The following is a 15,163-nucleotide window of genomic DNA, read 5'->3' as shown; positions in this document are numbered from 1 at the left end:
GGTGCGTTCCGGAGAAGTCGACCTCGCGGTGCAGGTGCGCGGTACGACCGGGCCAACAATCGTGCTGGTGCACGGCTATCCCGACACCCACGCCGTGTGGGATCGCGTGGCCGCGTTGCTGGAGAAGGACTTCCGGGTCGTCACCTACGACGTGCGCGGCGCGGGCGAGTCGACGCCACCGTCCACTGAGGACGGCTATCGGCTCGAACACCTGGCGAACGACCTCTCAGCGGTGATCGACGCGGTCAGCCCGGACGAGCCGGTGCACCTGGTCGGTCACGACTGGGGCTCGATCCAGTCGTGGGAGGCCGTGACCACGCCCGGCGCGCGGATCGCCACGTTCACGTCGATCTCCGGGCCGTGCCTCGACCACATGGGTCACTGGTCGCACAAAGGCTTGTCGATCGCTCACGTCCGGCAGTTCCTGCGATCCTGGTACATCGCCGCGTTCCACCTGCCGGTGCTCGCACCGCTGTTCTGGCGCCTCTACCTCGGGCCGCGCTGGGGAGGCGTGCTCCAGCGCCTGGAGGGCGTGAAAGCCAAGCCCGCGAGCACGATCACCCGGGATGCCGTGCGCGGAATCTCGTTGTACCGGGCCAACATCCGCCAGGTCATGGGCGCACCACGGCACCGCGTCGCACCCATGCCGGTGCAGGTCATCCAGCCGACCCGCGACCGCTACATCGACACGCGGCCGCTCGACCTGGAGCGCTGGGTGCCGTCACTGCGCCGCCGAAAGATCGCCGCGGGCCACTGGGCGCCGCTCAGCCACCCCGCGCAGCTCGCCCGCATGATCAGCGAGTTCATCGCCGATTCCACTCCCCCGCGTGAACTCGTCGTGATCACCGGCGGCGGCAGCGGCATCGGCAGGGCGACCGCGGTGGCGTTCGCCAGGACTGGCGCGAAGGTCGTGGTGTCCGACGTGGACTTCACTGCGGCGAAGGAGACCGCGGCCATGATCGACGGCCACGCCTACGAGGTCGACGTCCGCAGTGAAGATGCAGTACGGGCCTGGGCGAGGCAGGTCGCCGAAGAGCACGGCGTGCCCGATGTTGTCGTCAACAACGCCGGCATAGGCCACTCCGGGTCGTTCCTGTCGACCTCGACGGAGCAGTGGCAGCGGGTGCTCGACGTCAACCTGTGGGGTGTCGTGCACGGCTGCCGCGCGTTCGGTGAGCTGATGGTCGAACGCGGAGAGGGCGGCCACATCGTGAACCTGTCCTCGGCGGCGGCCTACCTGCCGTCGAAGATCCTCTCCGCGTACGCGACCAGCAAGGCCGCGGTGTTCATGCTCTCGGACTGCCTGCGAGCCGAGCTCGCGCCGCACGCCATCGGCGTCAGCGCGATCTGTCCCGGGCTGGTGAACACGAACATCACGGCCACCACGACGTTCTCCGGCGTCAGCGCCGAGGAACAGAGCCGCAAGCAGGACCGCGCGTCCCGGATCTACGCCCGGCGGGGTTTCGGTCCCGAGGGCGTGGCGAACGAGATCGTGCGCGCCGTCCGCCGCAACCGCCCGGTGGTCCCGGTGACGGTCGAGGCGAAGGCGGCACGACTTGCGAGCCGTGTCGCGCCAGGGATCCTGCGAGCGTTCGCCAAGCTAGACGTCGGTTAGTTCGCCACCGAACGCCGCGGCAAGCCGGAGCCAGGGTGCGGCCTCCTCGGGCCGGCCCTGCCGCTCCAGCGTGCGCCCGAGCAGCAGGTGCGCGTAGTGCTCGACCGGGTCGCGGTCCACGATGACGCGGAGCTGCGCCTCGGCCTTGCCCAGCTGGGCCGAGTGGTAGTAGGCGCGGGCCAGCAGCAGGCAGAGGTCCGTCTGGAACGGCACTTCCGCGACGACCTCGGCGAGCAGCTGCGCGGCCTTGACGTAGTCGCGGGCCTCGAACAGCAGCTGTGCGCGTTCCCACTTGTCGGCCGGAGTCTCCACGTGGTCGTCGAACAGGTGCGTCGCCGTGACCCAGCGGTCGGCCGCCACCTCACCGTTCGGCTGGTAGGCGTTGAAGTCGTAGCCGGTCGTGTCGTGCACCTTGAAGTCGCTCATCGAACCTCCTTCCGGCGCGTACAACGTCACCCGGCGGCAGGTATTCCCAGAGCGATCAGCGCGGTGGTCCGAGTGCGGAGGGAGACTCCGCCTCGGGAATCAGCAGCCGTGCCTGCCCCGACCCGTCCGCCGGCACCGCCCAGACGTCGGAGTGCCCGCCGCCACGCGGGATCGCGTACGCGACGGTCCGCGCGTCGAGCCAGGCAGGCTGATCGTCGACACCGCGCCCTTCGGCGAGCGGTGTGATGCCGCCACCTGCCAGGTCGAGCACGGAAATCCGCCAGCCCTTCGCAGGATCACCGTCCACAGCGGACTTGAACGCGATCCGCTTTCCGTCCGGCGACAGGGACGGGCACTCCACGTTGTCGCGGACCGTGCGCACGGTCCGCGCCGTGAAGTCGCCCTCCACCAGGTATCGGTGGTTCCCGGTCGACATCGTCGCGAAGAACCGGTTCTCGTCCTGGGCGAACGTGACGCCCCAGAAGTTGAGGTCGGCGGCCTGGTATGGCCTCCCGTCGACCGTCACGCCGAAGTCCTCGAGCGTTCCCTCCAGAGCGCCGCTCGTGGTGTCCAGCATCCCGGCACGCGTGGAGAACTTCCCGCCGTTGTAGGAGTCCCCGGTGACGAAGACGGTCCACGCGACCCTCTGCCCGCTGGGCGACACCCTGGCCCGGTTGGGCAGGCCCACCAGCGGAATCTCTTGCTTCACCGCCAGCGCGGCGTCGAACACGACGAGCTGGTAGGTGGTCAACCCGTTCTCCGGCCGCAGGCAGAGTCCGGTGCCGCCGGCGGCGTACACCCGGTTGCAGGTCACGTTCGACACCGCACGCGCACCTCCGGGGTCGTCGGCCGCCACGGTGACGAGGTGCCCGCGTTCGGCGTCCGCCGTGCTGCGGAACAACAAGCGCGGACCGGTCAGAGTCACCGTGTCCGTGGTCGCGGTGGCGTCACGGTTGCGGGCTCGGACAAGTCCTGTGTAGACGACCGCGGCCGCGGTCAGGACGACCACTCCGACGAGTGCGAGCAGGATCCGGCTCCGGGTGGTCACGCACGCACCACCTTGCGCGGGACCAGCAGCAAGGCGGTGCCGACGACGGCCATGAGCACCATGCCGGCGGCCACACCGACGGCAGTGCCCGCACCCCAGACCTGCCAGAAAAGTCCGAAGAGGACGGACGAGGCGAAGTACGACAACGCCTGGCCGGTCTGCACGATCGAAATGCCGGTGGTGCGCAGCGCTTCGGGCAGGATCGGGCCGGCCAGCGCCATCAGCACACCATCGGTCGCGGCGTAGAAGGCGCCGTAGAGCCCGAGGGTGAGCGCGAACAGCGGCCACCCCGCCACCGGGCTGAGGAGCAGCAGGTACACCCCGGCCAGCCCGCCGTAGCCGCACAGCATCACCGGCAGGCGGCCGACCCGGTCGGCCAGCGCGCCCAGTGGCGCGGCCAGCAGCAGGTAGACGAGATTGGTCCCGACCGCCAGCAGCGGAAACCATCCGTTCGCGATGTCTTCCTTGCGCTGCAACAACAAGTACACGAACCCGTCGCCGACGGTGACCATTCCCAGCACGCAGGCCGCCAGCAGCAGCCGCCGCACTCTGGCGTCACGCAGCAGCGAGCCGACCGCGCGAGGCGACACGCTCGCCGCAGTCGCCGCCGCCGAACGCCGGTCCCGCACGAACAAGCAGAGCAGCAGCACTCCGCAGGCCGCGATGCAGAAGCTCGTCACGAACACGGCGTCGAAACCGTCGGCGCCGGTGGACGATCCGGCCGCCGCCAGCACGGCCACCGCGACCAGCGGCCCGGCGAACGCGCCGGCGCTGTCCATCGCCCGGTGCACGCCGAACGCGCGCCCGAGCATCGATTCCGGTGCGGACAAGGTGATCAGCGCATCCCTTGGCGCGGTCCGCAGTCCCTTGCCCGTGCGGTCGACCGTCAGCACGGCCCCGATCGCGGCCGCCGAGGACCCCGCGGCCACCAGCCCCAGCTTGGCCACCGCCGAGAGCGCGTACCCGATCCCGGCGACGGCCTTCTTCCGCCCGCCGCGGTCGGCGACGTACCCGCCGACCAGCCGCAGCACGGCGGTCGCCCCGGTGTACAGGCCATCGAACAAGCCGTAGGACAGCGGGCTCAGATGCAGCCCGAGCATCAGGTAGACCGGCAGCACGGCGGTGACCATCTCGGACGAGATGTCGGTGACGAGACTGACCGTCCCCAGCGCCAGGACGTTTCCGCCCAGCGCGCCGAGCGTCCGCCTGGACAGGCCGCCGGGGTTCTCCCGGCGGCCGATCGTCGACAGGTACACGACTACTGCCACACATCCAGGATCGGCGACTTCTGCGCCGCGTTGCCGATACCCGGCAGGCCGTGAGCCGCCTCGATCGTCCGCAGCACGGTGTAGTGGTTGATCGATTCGCTGTAGCTGCCCGCCTTGACGTGCGCACCGGTGAACATGGTGAAGATCTGGTTCACCGAGGTCCCGCTGTCCTCGTCGAAGGTGACGATGAGCAGGCTGTTGTGCGTCTTCGCCCACTTCGCGTAGGCGTCGAGGTTCTTCTTGAGCCAGCTGTCGCCCGTGCCGACCGAGCAGTCGTGCATGTCGTTGCACATGTCCGGGGTCACGAAGGCGACGCCCGGGAGCTTCGTGAAGTCGCTGGGGAACGAGGAGAACCTGCGGTTGCTGGACGCGGGGACGTTGCTGAAGTCCACCCAGGAGTTGTGCTTGCGCTTGTAGGTGCCACTCGAACACCCGGTGTAGCCGTCGGACGGCATCGCCTCCGAGTACCCGGTGAACTTCTTCCCGGCGCCGGCCAGCTGGGTCGCCAGGTTCTCCTTCGCGCCGAGGTTCATCGGACAGGCGTCGTCGTCGACACCCTGCGTCGAACCCGAGAACAGGGCCACGTAGTTGGGCTGGCTCGGATGCGTGATGCCGAACGACTTGGTGAACTTCGCGCTCTGCGCCGCGAGCTGGTTGAAGTAGGACGCGCTGGAGCTTCCGTTGATGGTCGAGTACTTCTTGTTCTCGAACATCACCAGCACGATGTGATCGAAGGCAGGCACGGACGCCGCCACCGGTTCGACCGCGGTGGACGTGTCCGCACGTGAACCGGCGACGGCCGCGGCGATGCCGGCCGCGGCCATTGTCGCGACCGCGATCCGCTTGACGGACATGGAACCTCCCAGGACCTCGAGCGGCGGCGGTGAACATCTCGCCCGCATCTAAGCCACAAGGTGCAGGAATAACCTATCCGCATCACTCGGTTGGTCCTGTAAAAAGAGGCAAAAGCCCGCCAAATCCGACAAAGTCGCGCGACAATTTCGTCTCGGCCGGACGCTCCCCTTAGGACGGCGAGAGCGCCGCGAAGGCGTGGTTTTGCCAGATCAGCCGGGACTCCTCCTCCGGATACGCGGTCACCTGATCCACGACGTCGAAGACATGCGTCAAGCGGTCGGCGGAGTAGGCGGGCCACCCCGGATCGCCGTGCGCGGCGAACCCCGTCCACGCGCGACGGATGCGGTCCGACAGGTCCGCCGCCTCGGGCGTCACGTCGCCGATCAACACCGCGGGCCGGCCGCGGTCCAGGTTGCCGAACATCAGCGGCACGTCCAGGCCGTGGCACGCGCCCAGAGCACCACCCATGCCGGGCGCCGGCCAGGCCAGCACGTACACGTGGGCACGACCGCCCGCCGCGACCTGCGCCTCCGCGAGCCGCAGCGACGGCATGCGGAACAGCCAGTCCGAGCACACCAGGTCGTACAGCTCCTCCGGGCCCGCGGCCGGGAAGCTCTCCCGGTAGCGGCGGGTACCGTCCGGGCCGGGCGCGAACACGTCCAGCGCGGTGGCCGCCTGCTGCTCGGTCACCTGGCCGAGCATTCCGTCGATCAGGGTGAGGACGCGCTGCTCGTGCCGGGTGTGGCCGACGATCAGCTCGATATGCTTCGCGGAGCCGCCGGCGACCGCCTCCCACGGAGTGGTCGGCAGGACGTCGCCGTCGACGATCGGCGCGAACGGGACCTGCTTGTGCGCGGCCTGTCCCCACCGCCCGGTGAACTGCCCGATCTTGGCCATGATCTCGTCGGCCGCGGCCGGCAGCAGCTCGGGATCCACAGTGGACAGACCGGTGGGACTCACGCCCAGTTCGGCGGCGCACGCGGCCGTGACGTCCGCGGCGAGCTCGGGCGTGAAGAACGGGCCCGGCACGCTGCTCGCGACCGCGCGGTGGAACAGTCCCGCGGCGCGCGGCATCGCCAGCAGCGCCGCGACCGAGCCACCGCCCGCGGACTGGCCGAACACCGTGACGCGGCCGGGGTCGCCGCCGAACGCGCTGATGTTGTCGCGCACCCACTCCAAAGCCGCGACCTGGTCCAGCAGACCGCGGTTCGGCGGCGCGCCCTCGATGAGCGCGAAGCCCTCGATGCCCACGCGGTAGTTGAACGTCACCACGACCACGCCGTCCTGGGCGAGGCGCGCGCCGTCGTACTCGGCGAGGCCGGACGTGCCGAACACGTAGGCGCCGCCCTGGATCCACACCATGACGGGCAGGTTCGCGGCGGGGTCGGGCGACCAGACGTTCACGGTCAGCCAGTCATCGCCCTTGGCGCCCACCTGGTCCATGCCGAAGGCTCCCGGCTGCGGTGGCGGTGGGCCGAACGCCACCGCCTCCCGCACGCCGTCCCACGCGGCAGCCGGCCGGGGTGCGGCGAAACGCAACGCACCCACCGGGGGCGCGGCGAAAGGGATGCCGCGGAACACCGCGACACCCGATTCCATAGTGCCCCGAACCATTCCACCGCGGACGCGAGCCTCGACCATGCGCGGATCGTTGCCGCCACAGCCCGCGCGGCGCCAGCGATTTATCGGTCAGGCCGTGACCACGACCTTCGCCCGCGCGTGCGCGGTCTCGACGTGCCGGATCGCGTCGGGCGCGTCGGTCAGCGGATACGTCCGCTCGATCACCGGCACCAACTGCCCGGACTCGGCGAGCTCACGCAGCGCGGCCAGGTTCTCCTTGCTGGGCTTGGCCTCCAGCACCACGAGCCGCTGCCGCGCGAACGGTCCGAGCACCTTGCCCTGGATGATCAACCGGTACGGCCCGAACAACGCCCCGCCGGTGAAGCTGCCTCCCCCGGACAGCACCAGCGTCCCGTCCGGCGTGAGCGCACCCCGCAGTTCGCTCATCGACCGGTTGCCCACGAGGTCGAAGATCAGGTCGTAGCGCTCGCCGCCGTTCGCGAAGTCCTCGGAGCTGTAGTCGATCACCACGTCCGCCCCCACGGCGCGCACCTGCTCGACGTTGCGCGTGCTGCACACCCCGGTCACGACGGCCTTGCGCGCCTTGGCGATCTGCACCGCCAGCAGCCCGACCCCACCGGACGCGCCGTTGATCAGCACCTTCTGCCCGGCCTGCAGGTCCTTCAGGCCCAGCCACGCGGTGTTGCCCGCCAGCGGCAGCGTCGCCGTCTGCTCGAACGTCAGGTTCGACGGCTTGTGCTCCACCAGGTGCGCGGGCACGCAGACGTACTCGGCGAAGGCCCCCGCGGCCTCGCCGAACACCTCGTCCCCCACCCGCAGCAGCCCGCTCACGCCGGGCCCGACCGCCTCGATCACGCCCGCGAAGTCCATGCCGCGGATCCGCGACTTCGGCCCGCGCAGCCCCAGGACCAGCCGCGCGAAGTACGGGTCGCCGCGCATGATGTGCCAGTCGGCGGCGTTCACCGACGACGCCCGCACCCGTACCAGCACCTCTCCCTCGGCCGGCACGGGCCGTTCGACCTCTCGCAGCTCCAACACGTCCGCCGAGCCATATCTGTCCTGGACGATCGCCTTCATCCCGGCCTCCCTCGTTGGCAGGAAGTCAAGCCGCGACAACGCGGATCCACATCAGGGACGACCCCTAGGGCGGCCACCCGATCTCACCTGACATCATTCGCCGCGCGAAGTCCTCGGCGTCGGCCAGATACCCGGCCCAAGCCTCCGCCCGGTTGGTGCGGAAGTCGTTCTCCTGGGGCGGGCGATCCTCTTCGGGTGCCTCGTAGTCGTCGTCGAGATGATCGATGAACGCGACGAGTTCGGGGCGCGGATCAACGGGCAACTCGGGCACGCCGGTGCTGTTCCTGCTGCCGTGGTACTCGTCGATCGTGCCGAGGAACATCGCGTCGAGCGCCGGAAACGACTCCCGGGCCAGCACTTCGGCGGGCAACGGGGTGAGATAGGAGCGCCGGTGCGCGTTCCAGACGTCCTGCTCCACGTCCAGCTCCACCAACCGCTGTGCCGCACGAGACGAAGCGAGCGCGGCCAGCCCGTCGTCGCCGATCGTGTGGTCGTGGAGGTCGAGCATCCACAACTGCGGCAACACCGGCCACGACGCCAGCGCGCGAGCCCCGTCCGAGCTGAAACCGTTGTAGGCCAACGAGAGGCTCACCAAGGCACTCTCCGCGGGAAGCGCGGCGACATCCGAGTCGCTCAGTCCGCAGTCGGCCAGGTCCAGCGTCCGCACCGACCCCCAGGCCGGCGCGTGCGGCAGGCTGCCCATCGGGTTGCCCGAGACGTCGAGATCTTCCAGGCCGTCCAGCCGAAGCAGCGCGGCCAGTCCCTCCGGCCCGAGTCCGATGGCCGACAGCCTGACCGTTCGCAGGTTCTCCAGCCCAGCCGCTGCCAGCGCACCACCGTCGCCGACGGGCTGCAGGTCAGGGCGGGCGTAGTGCGGTGATCCACCCCAGCGGCCGCTCAGGTCGAGGTGTTCCAGCACGGGCATGCCCGCGCCGAGCAGTCGCCGGACGCCGTCCGCGCCGAGGTGGTTGTGGCTCAGGTCGAGGTGACGCAGGCGCGGAAACGGACCGGCGAAGGCATCAGCCAGGTGGTCGGTGGCCACCAGGTCGGAGAGCACCAGCTTCTCGATGCGCTCGTGGTCGACGGCACTCAGCACCTGGCCGATGGACTTGTCGTCGACGGGCAGCAGTTGGAGCGTCAGCTCAGTCAGCTGGGGCACCACGGGAAGGATCGCCTCGACACCGCGCGCACCCAGCCCTTCCCTGCCGAGTCCCATCACGGTGCCGCGCACCCGCAAGCTGCGCAGGTTCCTCAGATCGGCGCGGGAGAAGAACTCCGCGCACGCCTCCTCGTCGGCCTCGATCACGTTGCCGAAGAACGGTCTCCACAGCGGCTGCTCGCCGTTCTTGCCGCACCGGAAGCCGATCTCCAGCCGTTCCAGCGACGCCAGTCCCGCGCAGGACGCCAGTTCGCGAGCCTCGTCGGCAGTCGCGACGAGCACCTCCGCGGACCGCAGGTCCGGCGCCAGCCCTTCCCGCAGCAGGTGAGCCAAGTCCGCGGCCATCACACCGATGTGACGCAGCCGGGTCCGTCCATGGAGCCGGAACGACGGCTTTCCGAAGTGCCACAGGGTGTCCGTCACGCTCACCAGCACCAACGACTCGAGCCGGGCGGCCGCGTCGGTCCGCGCGAACCGGGCGAGCACGTCGGTGTCGTCGTCGGTGACCATGCGGACGCTGAACGACCGCAGGTTCTCCCACCGGTCGGCGGTCTCGGTGAACGCCTCCAGTTCCTCGTCACTCGGCCAGCCGAGCCGGATCCTGGTCACCGCACGCATCTCAGGCCTGCGGGGATCGGGCAACGCGGCATAGCGCAGTCCCTGGCGGCGCGACGAGAGGTCGAGCGACCGGACGAGCGGCCACGTCGGTTTCGTGAAGCCGGATTCCAGTGCCGCGAGCCAGGACCACGGTGCCTCGCGCAGCTCGTCGGGCCACGAAGCCAGCTGTTGTTCGCAGTAGGGCACCGAATCCGCGTCCGCGACAGAACAAAGCGCGCGGAACGCCAGTTTCGATGGCGTTCCGCGCAGCGCTCGGTCGATTTCCTCGATCACACAAGCGAAACTACAGCGGGAGTTCCTGGCCCGTCTGTTCTTTGACCATGTACTCGGCGTACCAGTCGGGCCAGTTCTCGTCGAACTCGCCGCCGTTGCGCTTCTCGTGCTCACCGTGGGCCAAAGCGGCGCGGCGCAACGCCGAGGCCAGGTCGGTGATCGACGCGTAGGAGGTGTCGTCGGCGTCCACGCGGCCGGGCAGGCGGGTCGTGACCTCCTGCAGGATCCACAGGTTGCCGTCCGGGTCGCTGAACTCGGCGCGCGAGAAGTAGCTGCGGCGCTCCGGGTCCACACCCTCGACGGGGCCGTCCGGGCCGCCGTAGTAGATCGGTCCGACCTTGATGCCCTCGGCGAGCAGGGCCTCGTGCGTCTCGACGATGTCGGAGACGATCAGGAAGTGCCGTCCGGAGCCGGGTTGCGCGGTCGTGACGCCCTCTCCGAAGTGGATGGACGCGCTGGAACCGTTCGGGGTGAACTGCACGACCCACGGCGGGGTGACGTCGAGCCTCCAGCCCAGGCGGCTGTAGAACTCCTTGGCGCGTTCGACGTCCGTCACGGGAATGACGGTCACTTCGAGCTTCATGTCAATCTCGGTCAGAGCCTTCATTTCGCTACTTCCTTGGTCAGATCGCGGAGGCCGTTGAGGAAGGCCTCGGAGAAGGTGGGGAACGGCTGGATGACGTCGAGCAGCACGGACAGCGGGACCTTCGCGCGGATCGCGAGGGTGGCCTGCTGGAGCCACTCGCCTGCCTCGGGGCCGACGGCGTAGGCGCCCGTGAGGACTTCGCCGTCGGAGACGAGGGTCAGGAATCCGGGTCGCGTGGCGTACTCACGGGTGTAGGTGGCCGTGCGCGCGACGCCGGACAGGTGGGCTGTTGCGGTGTACTTTCCTTCTGCCGCACCGACTGCGGCGACTTCCGGCGAGGTGAACACGACTCGCGGGACGGCGGTGTAGTCGACCTCGGCCGGTGTGCCGAGGATGTTCGCGGCGGCGACACGGCCCTGGTACTTGCCGGCGTGGGTCAGGTTCCACTGGCCCGTGACGTCGCCGACCGCCCAGATCCCGTCGGTCACGTTCATGCGTTCGTCGGTGACCAGGCCGCGCGGGTTCGGTTCGACACCAACGGTTTCGAGTCCGATGCCCTCGACCCGCGGGCGCCTGCCGGTGGCGACGAGGAGCTTGTCGCCGCGCAGCTGGGTGCCGTCCGGGAGGTCGAGCACGTACTCGTCGTTCTCGAACCGGGCCGCGGTGACGTGCACGCCGAGGTGGAGCTCGACGCCGTCGGAGGCCAGTGCCTCGGTGAGCGCACGGCCGGCCGCCTCCGGTTCGCGGGGCAGCAGCCGGTCGTTGCCCTCGACCAGGGCGACCTCGGAGCCCAGGCTCAGAAACGCCTGCGCCATCTCGACTCCGACGGGTCCGCCGCCGAGGATCAGCAGCCGGCCCGGGATCTCCTTGACACCGGTGGCCTCGCGGTTCGTCCACAGCCCTGGCAGGTCGCGGACGATCGGCGGGATGAACGCCGCCGAGCCCGTGGCGATCACGATGTGGTCGGCCGTGTAGGTCTGCTCGCCCACCGCCACGGTGTTCGGGCCGGCGATCCGGCCGTCACCGCGCAGCACGTCGATGCCGGCGTCGCGGGCCCACTTCTCGCCGCCCGCGTCGTCGTAGGACGAGACCATGAAGTCGCGCCACTCCAACGCCGCCTTGGCGTCTACCTTGCCCGTGATCGCCTCGCGTGCGCCGGGCACGTCCTGCGCTGCCGCCACGGCCTCGCCCGGCCGCAGCAACGTCTTGGACGGGATGCACGCCCAGAACGAGCATTCACCGCCGAGCAGCTCGCGCTCCACGATCGCCACCCGGAGCCCGCCCTCGGCGACGGCCGCGGCGAAGTGCTCGCCGGGTGACCCGCCGCCGATGACGATGACGTCGTACTGGTTCATCACACACGTCCCGGAAGGCGCGTCGTGACCTCCTGCAGCACCCAGCCGTTGCCGTCGGGGTCGCTGAACGAGGCGAACGAGCCGTAGCTGGCGCGGTCGGCAGCGGGACCGGCAACCCTGCCGTCGGTGCCGGCGTGGTGGAAGACGCCGGTCTTGTCGTGGAAGATCTCGCTGACCTCGACACCGCGGCTGATCAGGTCCTCGCGGGCGGCCACGATGTCGTCGACGATCAGGTGCAGGCCCTCGGTGCTGCCCGGCTCGGCGTTCGTCACGCCGCTGCCGAAGATGATCGACGCGGGCGATCCGGGCGGGGTGAGCTGGGTGAGGCGGTAGCCCTCGTCGTTCGCGAACTCGGCGTCGAAGCGCCATCCGAGCGTCTTGTAGAAGTGGATCGCCCGGTCGATGTCGCTCACCGGGATGACCGCCACCTCGAGTTTGAAGTCCATCTGGTCCATCTCCTTCGTTCGTTCTTCGGTAACTAGAGATTGCTCCCGCCAGGGACCCCTTCGAACCCGTGGAACCCCCTGGTGATGCCCTGGTGCGTAGGCTCGTGCCCGTGTCGGACGATCTCCTGGGCAGACGCACCGAGGGCGAGCAGCTGGACCGCCTGTTGACGCAGGCCAGGTCGGGTGCGGGCCAGGTGCTCGTGTTGCGGGGCGAGGCCGGTATCGGCAAGACCGCGCTGCTCGACCACGTGTCGGCGCGGGCCTCGGGGTTCCGGGTGACCCGTGCGGCGGGTGTGGAGGCCGAGAGCGCGTTCCCGTACGCCGGGCTGCACCAGTTGTGCGTGCCGTTCCTCGACCGGCTCGACAAGCTGCCCGCACCCCAGCGCGAGGCGCTCGGCACCGCGTTCGGCATGGCTGCGGGGCCCCGGCCGACGCGGTTCATGGTGGGTCTGGCGGTGCTGACGCTGCTCGCGGAGGTCGCCGACGAGCAGCCCCTGGTATGCCTGGTCGACGACGCGCAGTGGCTCGACTCGATGTCGTCCGCGGTGCTCGGGTTCGTCGCTCGCAGGCTGCTGGCGGAACGGATCGCGCTGGTCTTCGTGCTGCGCGAGGGCAACGACTACCTCGACGGGTTGCCGGAGCTGTTCGTGCGCGGCCTGGACGACGCGGACGCCCGCACGTTGCTCGAGTCGGTGATCAAGGGGCCGGTGGACGGCCGGGTGCGCGACCGGATCGTCGCCGAGGCCCGCGGCAACCCGCTGGCGTTGCTGGAACTGCCGCGCGAGGCGGGCGACGGGCTCGATCCAGGGCCGCTGACCAGCCGGATCGAGCAGAGCTTCGTCCGCCAGATCGAACCGCTGCCCGCCGACACGCGCCTGCTCATGCTGACCGCGGCCGCCGAACCGCTCGGTGACGCGACCCTGCTGTGGCGCGCGGCCGGGCTGCTCGGGCTAGGCGCTGACCCCGCGGCTGCCGCGGTGGGCACCGGGCTGATCGAGTTCGGGGCGCGGGTGCGGTTCCGGCATCCGCTGGTGCGGTCGGCGGTGTACCGGTCGGCGTCCGCTGTGGACCGGCAACGCGTGCACCGGGCGTTGGCCGACGTGACCGATGCACTGATCGACCCGGACCGCCGTGCGTGGCACCGCGCCCAGGGCACCACCTCACCGGACGAGGAGGTGGCGGCCGATCTGTCGAACTCGGCGTCGCGCGCGCAGGCCCGTGGTGGCCTGCTGGCCGCTGCCGCGTTCCTCGAACAGGCCGCGGTGCTCACGCCGGAACCCGGCCGTCGTGCCGACCGCGAGCTCGCGGCCGCCCGTGCCAAACGCGACGCGGGTGCGTTGGACGCGTCGTTGCGGTTGTTGTCGGCGGTGGAGGCCGGTCCGCCGGACGAGCGCCGCAGCGCCGAGATCGAGCACCTGCGCGGGCACATCGCGTTCGACCAGCGCCGGGTCGCCGAGGCCGCTCCCCTGCTGTTCAGCGCGGCTCGCCGGCTGACCCCGTTCGACGCCGACCTCGCCCGCGAGACCCACCTGGAGGCGTTGTCGGCCGCGATCTGGGCCGGTTCGCCACTGGCCGACGCCGCCCGTGACGCACCCCCTGCCCGCACGCCGCCGTGCGCGATCGACCTGGTTCTGCAGTCACTCACCTCGCGCATCACCTCGGGCTATGCCGCGTCCGTGCCTTTCATGACGCGTGCACTGGACGAGGTGCGGGGGTTGAAGGTCGGTGCCGAGGACATCAGCCGTCTGCCGTGGCTCTTCGGTTACCGCGCGGGCGGCATCATCGCCTCGGAGATGTGGGACTTCGAGACGCGGCGCGCGTTCGCCCAGCAACAGGTCCGCCTGGCCCGCGACGCCGGTGCGCTCGTGCAGCTGCAGTTCGCGTTGAACTTCTTGGCGGACAACGAACTCCTGGCCGGCGAACCAGCCGCCGCACAAGCGTTGATCGAGGAGGACCAGCGCATCTCCGAGGTCACCGGCACGCCGCCGGTCGGCTACGCGGTGCTGCTGCAGGCCGCCTACCGGGGCGAGGACCTGGCGTCTGCCGTCGGTGCGCAAGCGCGTGCCGACGGGCAGGGACGCCTTGCGACCATCGCGGACTGGACGTTGTCGGTCCTGCACAACGGACTCGGCCGCCACGACCTGGCCCGCGACGCCGCACTCCGCGTGTTCTCCTCCGACTCCCTGGTCTACACCTGTTTCGTGGCCGCGGAACTGGCCGAGGCCGCCTCCCGCACCGGTGACGCCGGGTTAGTCGCCGATGCTTTGGACCGTTCCTCGGCTTGGGTCGACACCGCCTGGTCGTCAGGCATCAAGGCCCGGCTGCGCGCGTTGAACGGCTCTCCTGAGGGCTTCCGCGAGTCGATCGACCACTTCGGTGACGCGGGCTTGCGGACCGAACTGGCGCGCGCACACCTGCTGTACGGCGAGTGGTTGCGCCGTGAGGGCCAACGCGTCGAGGCACGTGACCACCTCCGCACGGCCCACGAGATGCTCACGGCCTGTGGCATGCCCACGTTCGCTGAGCGGGCGTGGCGCGAACTACAGGCAACGGGTGAAACGGCCCGTAAGCGCACCGCGGAGCCGACCGACGAGCTGACCGCGCAGGAGTACCAGATCGCCCGGCTGGCGCGGGAGGGCTTCTCGAACCCGGAGATCGGCACGCGCCTGTTCATCAGCCCGCGCACGGTGGAATGGCATCTGCGCAAGGTGTTCGGCAAGGTCGGCGTGACGTCGCGCCGGCAACTGCGCGACGCGACGTTCTAGAGCCTGTCCTGTAAGCAGCTGATCAGGGCGTCTGGTATTTCTCTGCGGTGGTTGGTCGTGGTGAGTTGACGGATCGTGCGTGGGCTGCGAT

At 70.0% G+C, this 15,163-nt stretch carries 12 protein-coding genes; 2 read left to right on the top strand and 10 right to left on the bottom strand.

Annotation, left to right across the window (positions count from 1 at the left end; translation table 11 throughout):
• The first annotated feature begins 1 nt into the window (after window position 1).
• Window positions 2-1,615 (top strand): SDR family oxidoreductase, encoded by a 1,614-nt coding sequence (locus ABZ345_RS32440; RefSeq protein ID WP_359857139.1) that lies wholly within the window; start codon window positions 2-4, stop codon window positions 1,613-1,615.
• Here ABZ345_RS32440 and ABZ345_RS32435 read toward each other — a convergent pair.
• From ABZ345_RS32435 to ABZ345_RS32390, 10 genes are all read right to left on the bottom strand, one after another.
• The gene (locus tag ABZ345_RS32435) at window positions 1,601-2,041 is read right to left on the bottom strand and encodes a tetratricopeptide repeat protein (RefSeq protein WP_359857136.1); all 441 of its coding nucleotides are present in this window, start codon (window positions 2,039-2,041) and stop codon (window positions 1,601-1,603) included. The genes ABZ345_RS32440 and ABZ345_RS32435 overlap by 15 nt on opposite strands.
• Window positions 2,042-2,096: 55 nt before the next feature.
• Complete coding sequence (locus ABZ345_RS32430; RefSeq protein WP_359857133.1) at window positions 2,097-3,089, bottom strand: hypothetical protein; 993 nt, start codon at window positions 3,087-3,089, stop codon at window positions 2,097-2,099.
• Window positions 3,086-4,303, bottom strand: coding sequence for an MFS transporter (locus ABZ345_RS32425; RefSeq protein WP_359857424.1), 1,218 nt, complete (start codon window positions 4,301-4,303; stop codon window positions 3,086-3,088). Before ABZ345_RS32425 ends, ABZ345_RS32430 begins: the two co-directional genes overlap by 4 nt.
• 44 nt (window positions 4,304-4,347) lie before the next feature.
• The gene (locus ABZ345_RS32420) at window positions 4,348-5,211 is read right to left on the bottom strand and encodes an alkaline phosphatase family protein (RefSeq protein ID WP_359857130.1); all 864 of its coding nucleotides are present in this window, start codon (window positions 5,209-5,211) and stop codon (window positions 4,348-4,350) included.
• A 169-nt stretch (window positions 5,212-5,380) separates the two neighbouring features.
• A complete protein-coding gene (locus tag ABZ345_RS32415; RefSeq protein WP_359857127.1) occupies window positions 5,381-6,853 on the bottom strand; it encodes a carboxylesterase family protein in 1,473 nt (490 codons plus the stop codon).
• 48 nt (window positions 6,854-6,901) lie between these two features.
• Window positions 6,902-7,870, bottom strand: coding sequence for an NAD(P)-dependent alcohol dehydrogenase (locus tag ABZ345_RS32410; RefSeq protein WP_359857124.1), 969 nt, complete (start codon window positions 7,868-7,870; stop codon window positions 6,902-6,904).
• A 64-nt stretch (window positions 7,871-7,934) separates the two neighbouring features.
• Entirely contained in the window at window positions 7,935-9,920 is a 1,986-nt protein-coding gene (locus ABZ345_RS32405; RefSeq protein ID WP_359857121.1) for a hypothetical protein, read from the bottom strand.
• Between the two features lie 10 nt (window positions 9,921-9,930).
• The gene (locus ABZ345_RS32400) at window positions 9,931-10,503 is read right to left on the bottom strand and encodes a VOC family protein (RefSeq protein WP_359857118.1); all 573 of its coding nucleotides are present in this window, start codon (window positions 10,501-10,503) and stop codon (window positions 9,931-9,933) included.
• 20 nt (window positions 10,504-10,523) lie between these two features.
• Complete coding sequence (locus ABZ345_RS32395) at window positions 10,524-11,861, bottom strand: NAD(P)/FAD-dependent oxidoreductase (protein ID WP_359857115.1); 1,338 nt, start codon at window positions 11,859-11,861, stop codon at window positions 10,524-10,526.
• Complete coding sequence (locus ABZ345_RS32390; protein WP_359857112.1) at window positions 11,861-12,307, bottom strand: VOC family protein; 447 nt, start codon at window positions 12,305-12,307, stop codon at window positions 11,861-11,863. The genes ABZ345_RS32395 and ABZ345_RS32390 overlap by 1 nt, the downstream gene beginning before the upstream one ends.
• Window positions 12,308-12,417: 110 nt before the next feature.
• Here ABZ345_RS32390 and ABZ345_RS32385 point away from each other — a divergent pair, with 110 nt between their 5' ends.
• Window positions 12,418-15,072: an AAA family ATPase gene (locus ABZ345_RS32385; protein WP_359857109.1), complete on the top strand. Its 2,655-nt coding sequence runs from the start codon at window positions 12,418-12,420 to the stop codon at window positions 15,070-15,072.
• Window positions 15,073-15,163 lie beyond the last annotated feature (91 nt).

This window comes from Lentzea sp. NPDC005914, assembly GCF_040629405.1.
Classification (GTDB): domain Bacteria; phylum Actinomycetota; class Actinomycetes; order Mycobacteriales; family Pseudonocardiaceae; genus Lentzea.
This window is presented reverse-complemented; position numbering and strand designations above follow the sequence as displayed.

Excerpts from the sequence above, each read along its gene's own strand:
- ABZ345_RS32435 (WP_359857136.1), bottom strand. The coding sequence starts at position 2,041 with ATGAGCGACTTCAAGGTGCACGACACGACCGGCTACGACTTCAACGCC.
- ABZ345_RS32420 (WP_359857130.1), bottom strand. The coding sequence starts at position 5,211 with ATGTCCGTCAAGCGGATCGCGGTCGCGACAATGGCCGCGGCCGGCATC.
- ABZ345_RS32415 (WP_359857127.1), bottom strand. The coding sequence starts at position 6,853 with ATGGTCGAGGCTCGCGTCCGCGGTGGAATGGTTCGGGGCACTATGGAA.
- ABZ345_RS32410 (WP_359857124.1), bottom strand. The coding sequence starts at position 7,870 with ATGAAGGCGATCGTCCAGGACAGATATGGCTCGGCGGACGTGTTGGAG.
- ABZ345_RS32400 (WP_359857118.1), bottom strand. The coding sequence starts at position 10,503 with ATGAAGCTCGAAGTGACCGTCATTCCCGTGACGGACGTCGAACGCGCC.
- ABZ345_RS32395 (WP_359857115.1), bottom strand. The coding sequence starts at position 11,861 with ATGAACCAGTACGACGTCATCGTCATCGGCGGCGGGTCACCCGGCGAG.
- ABZ345_RS32390 (WP_359857112.1), bottom strand. The coding sequence starts at position 12,307 with ATGGACTTCAAACTCGAGGTGGCGGTCATCCCGGTGAGCGACATCGAC.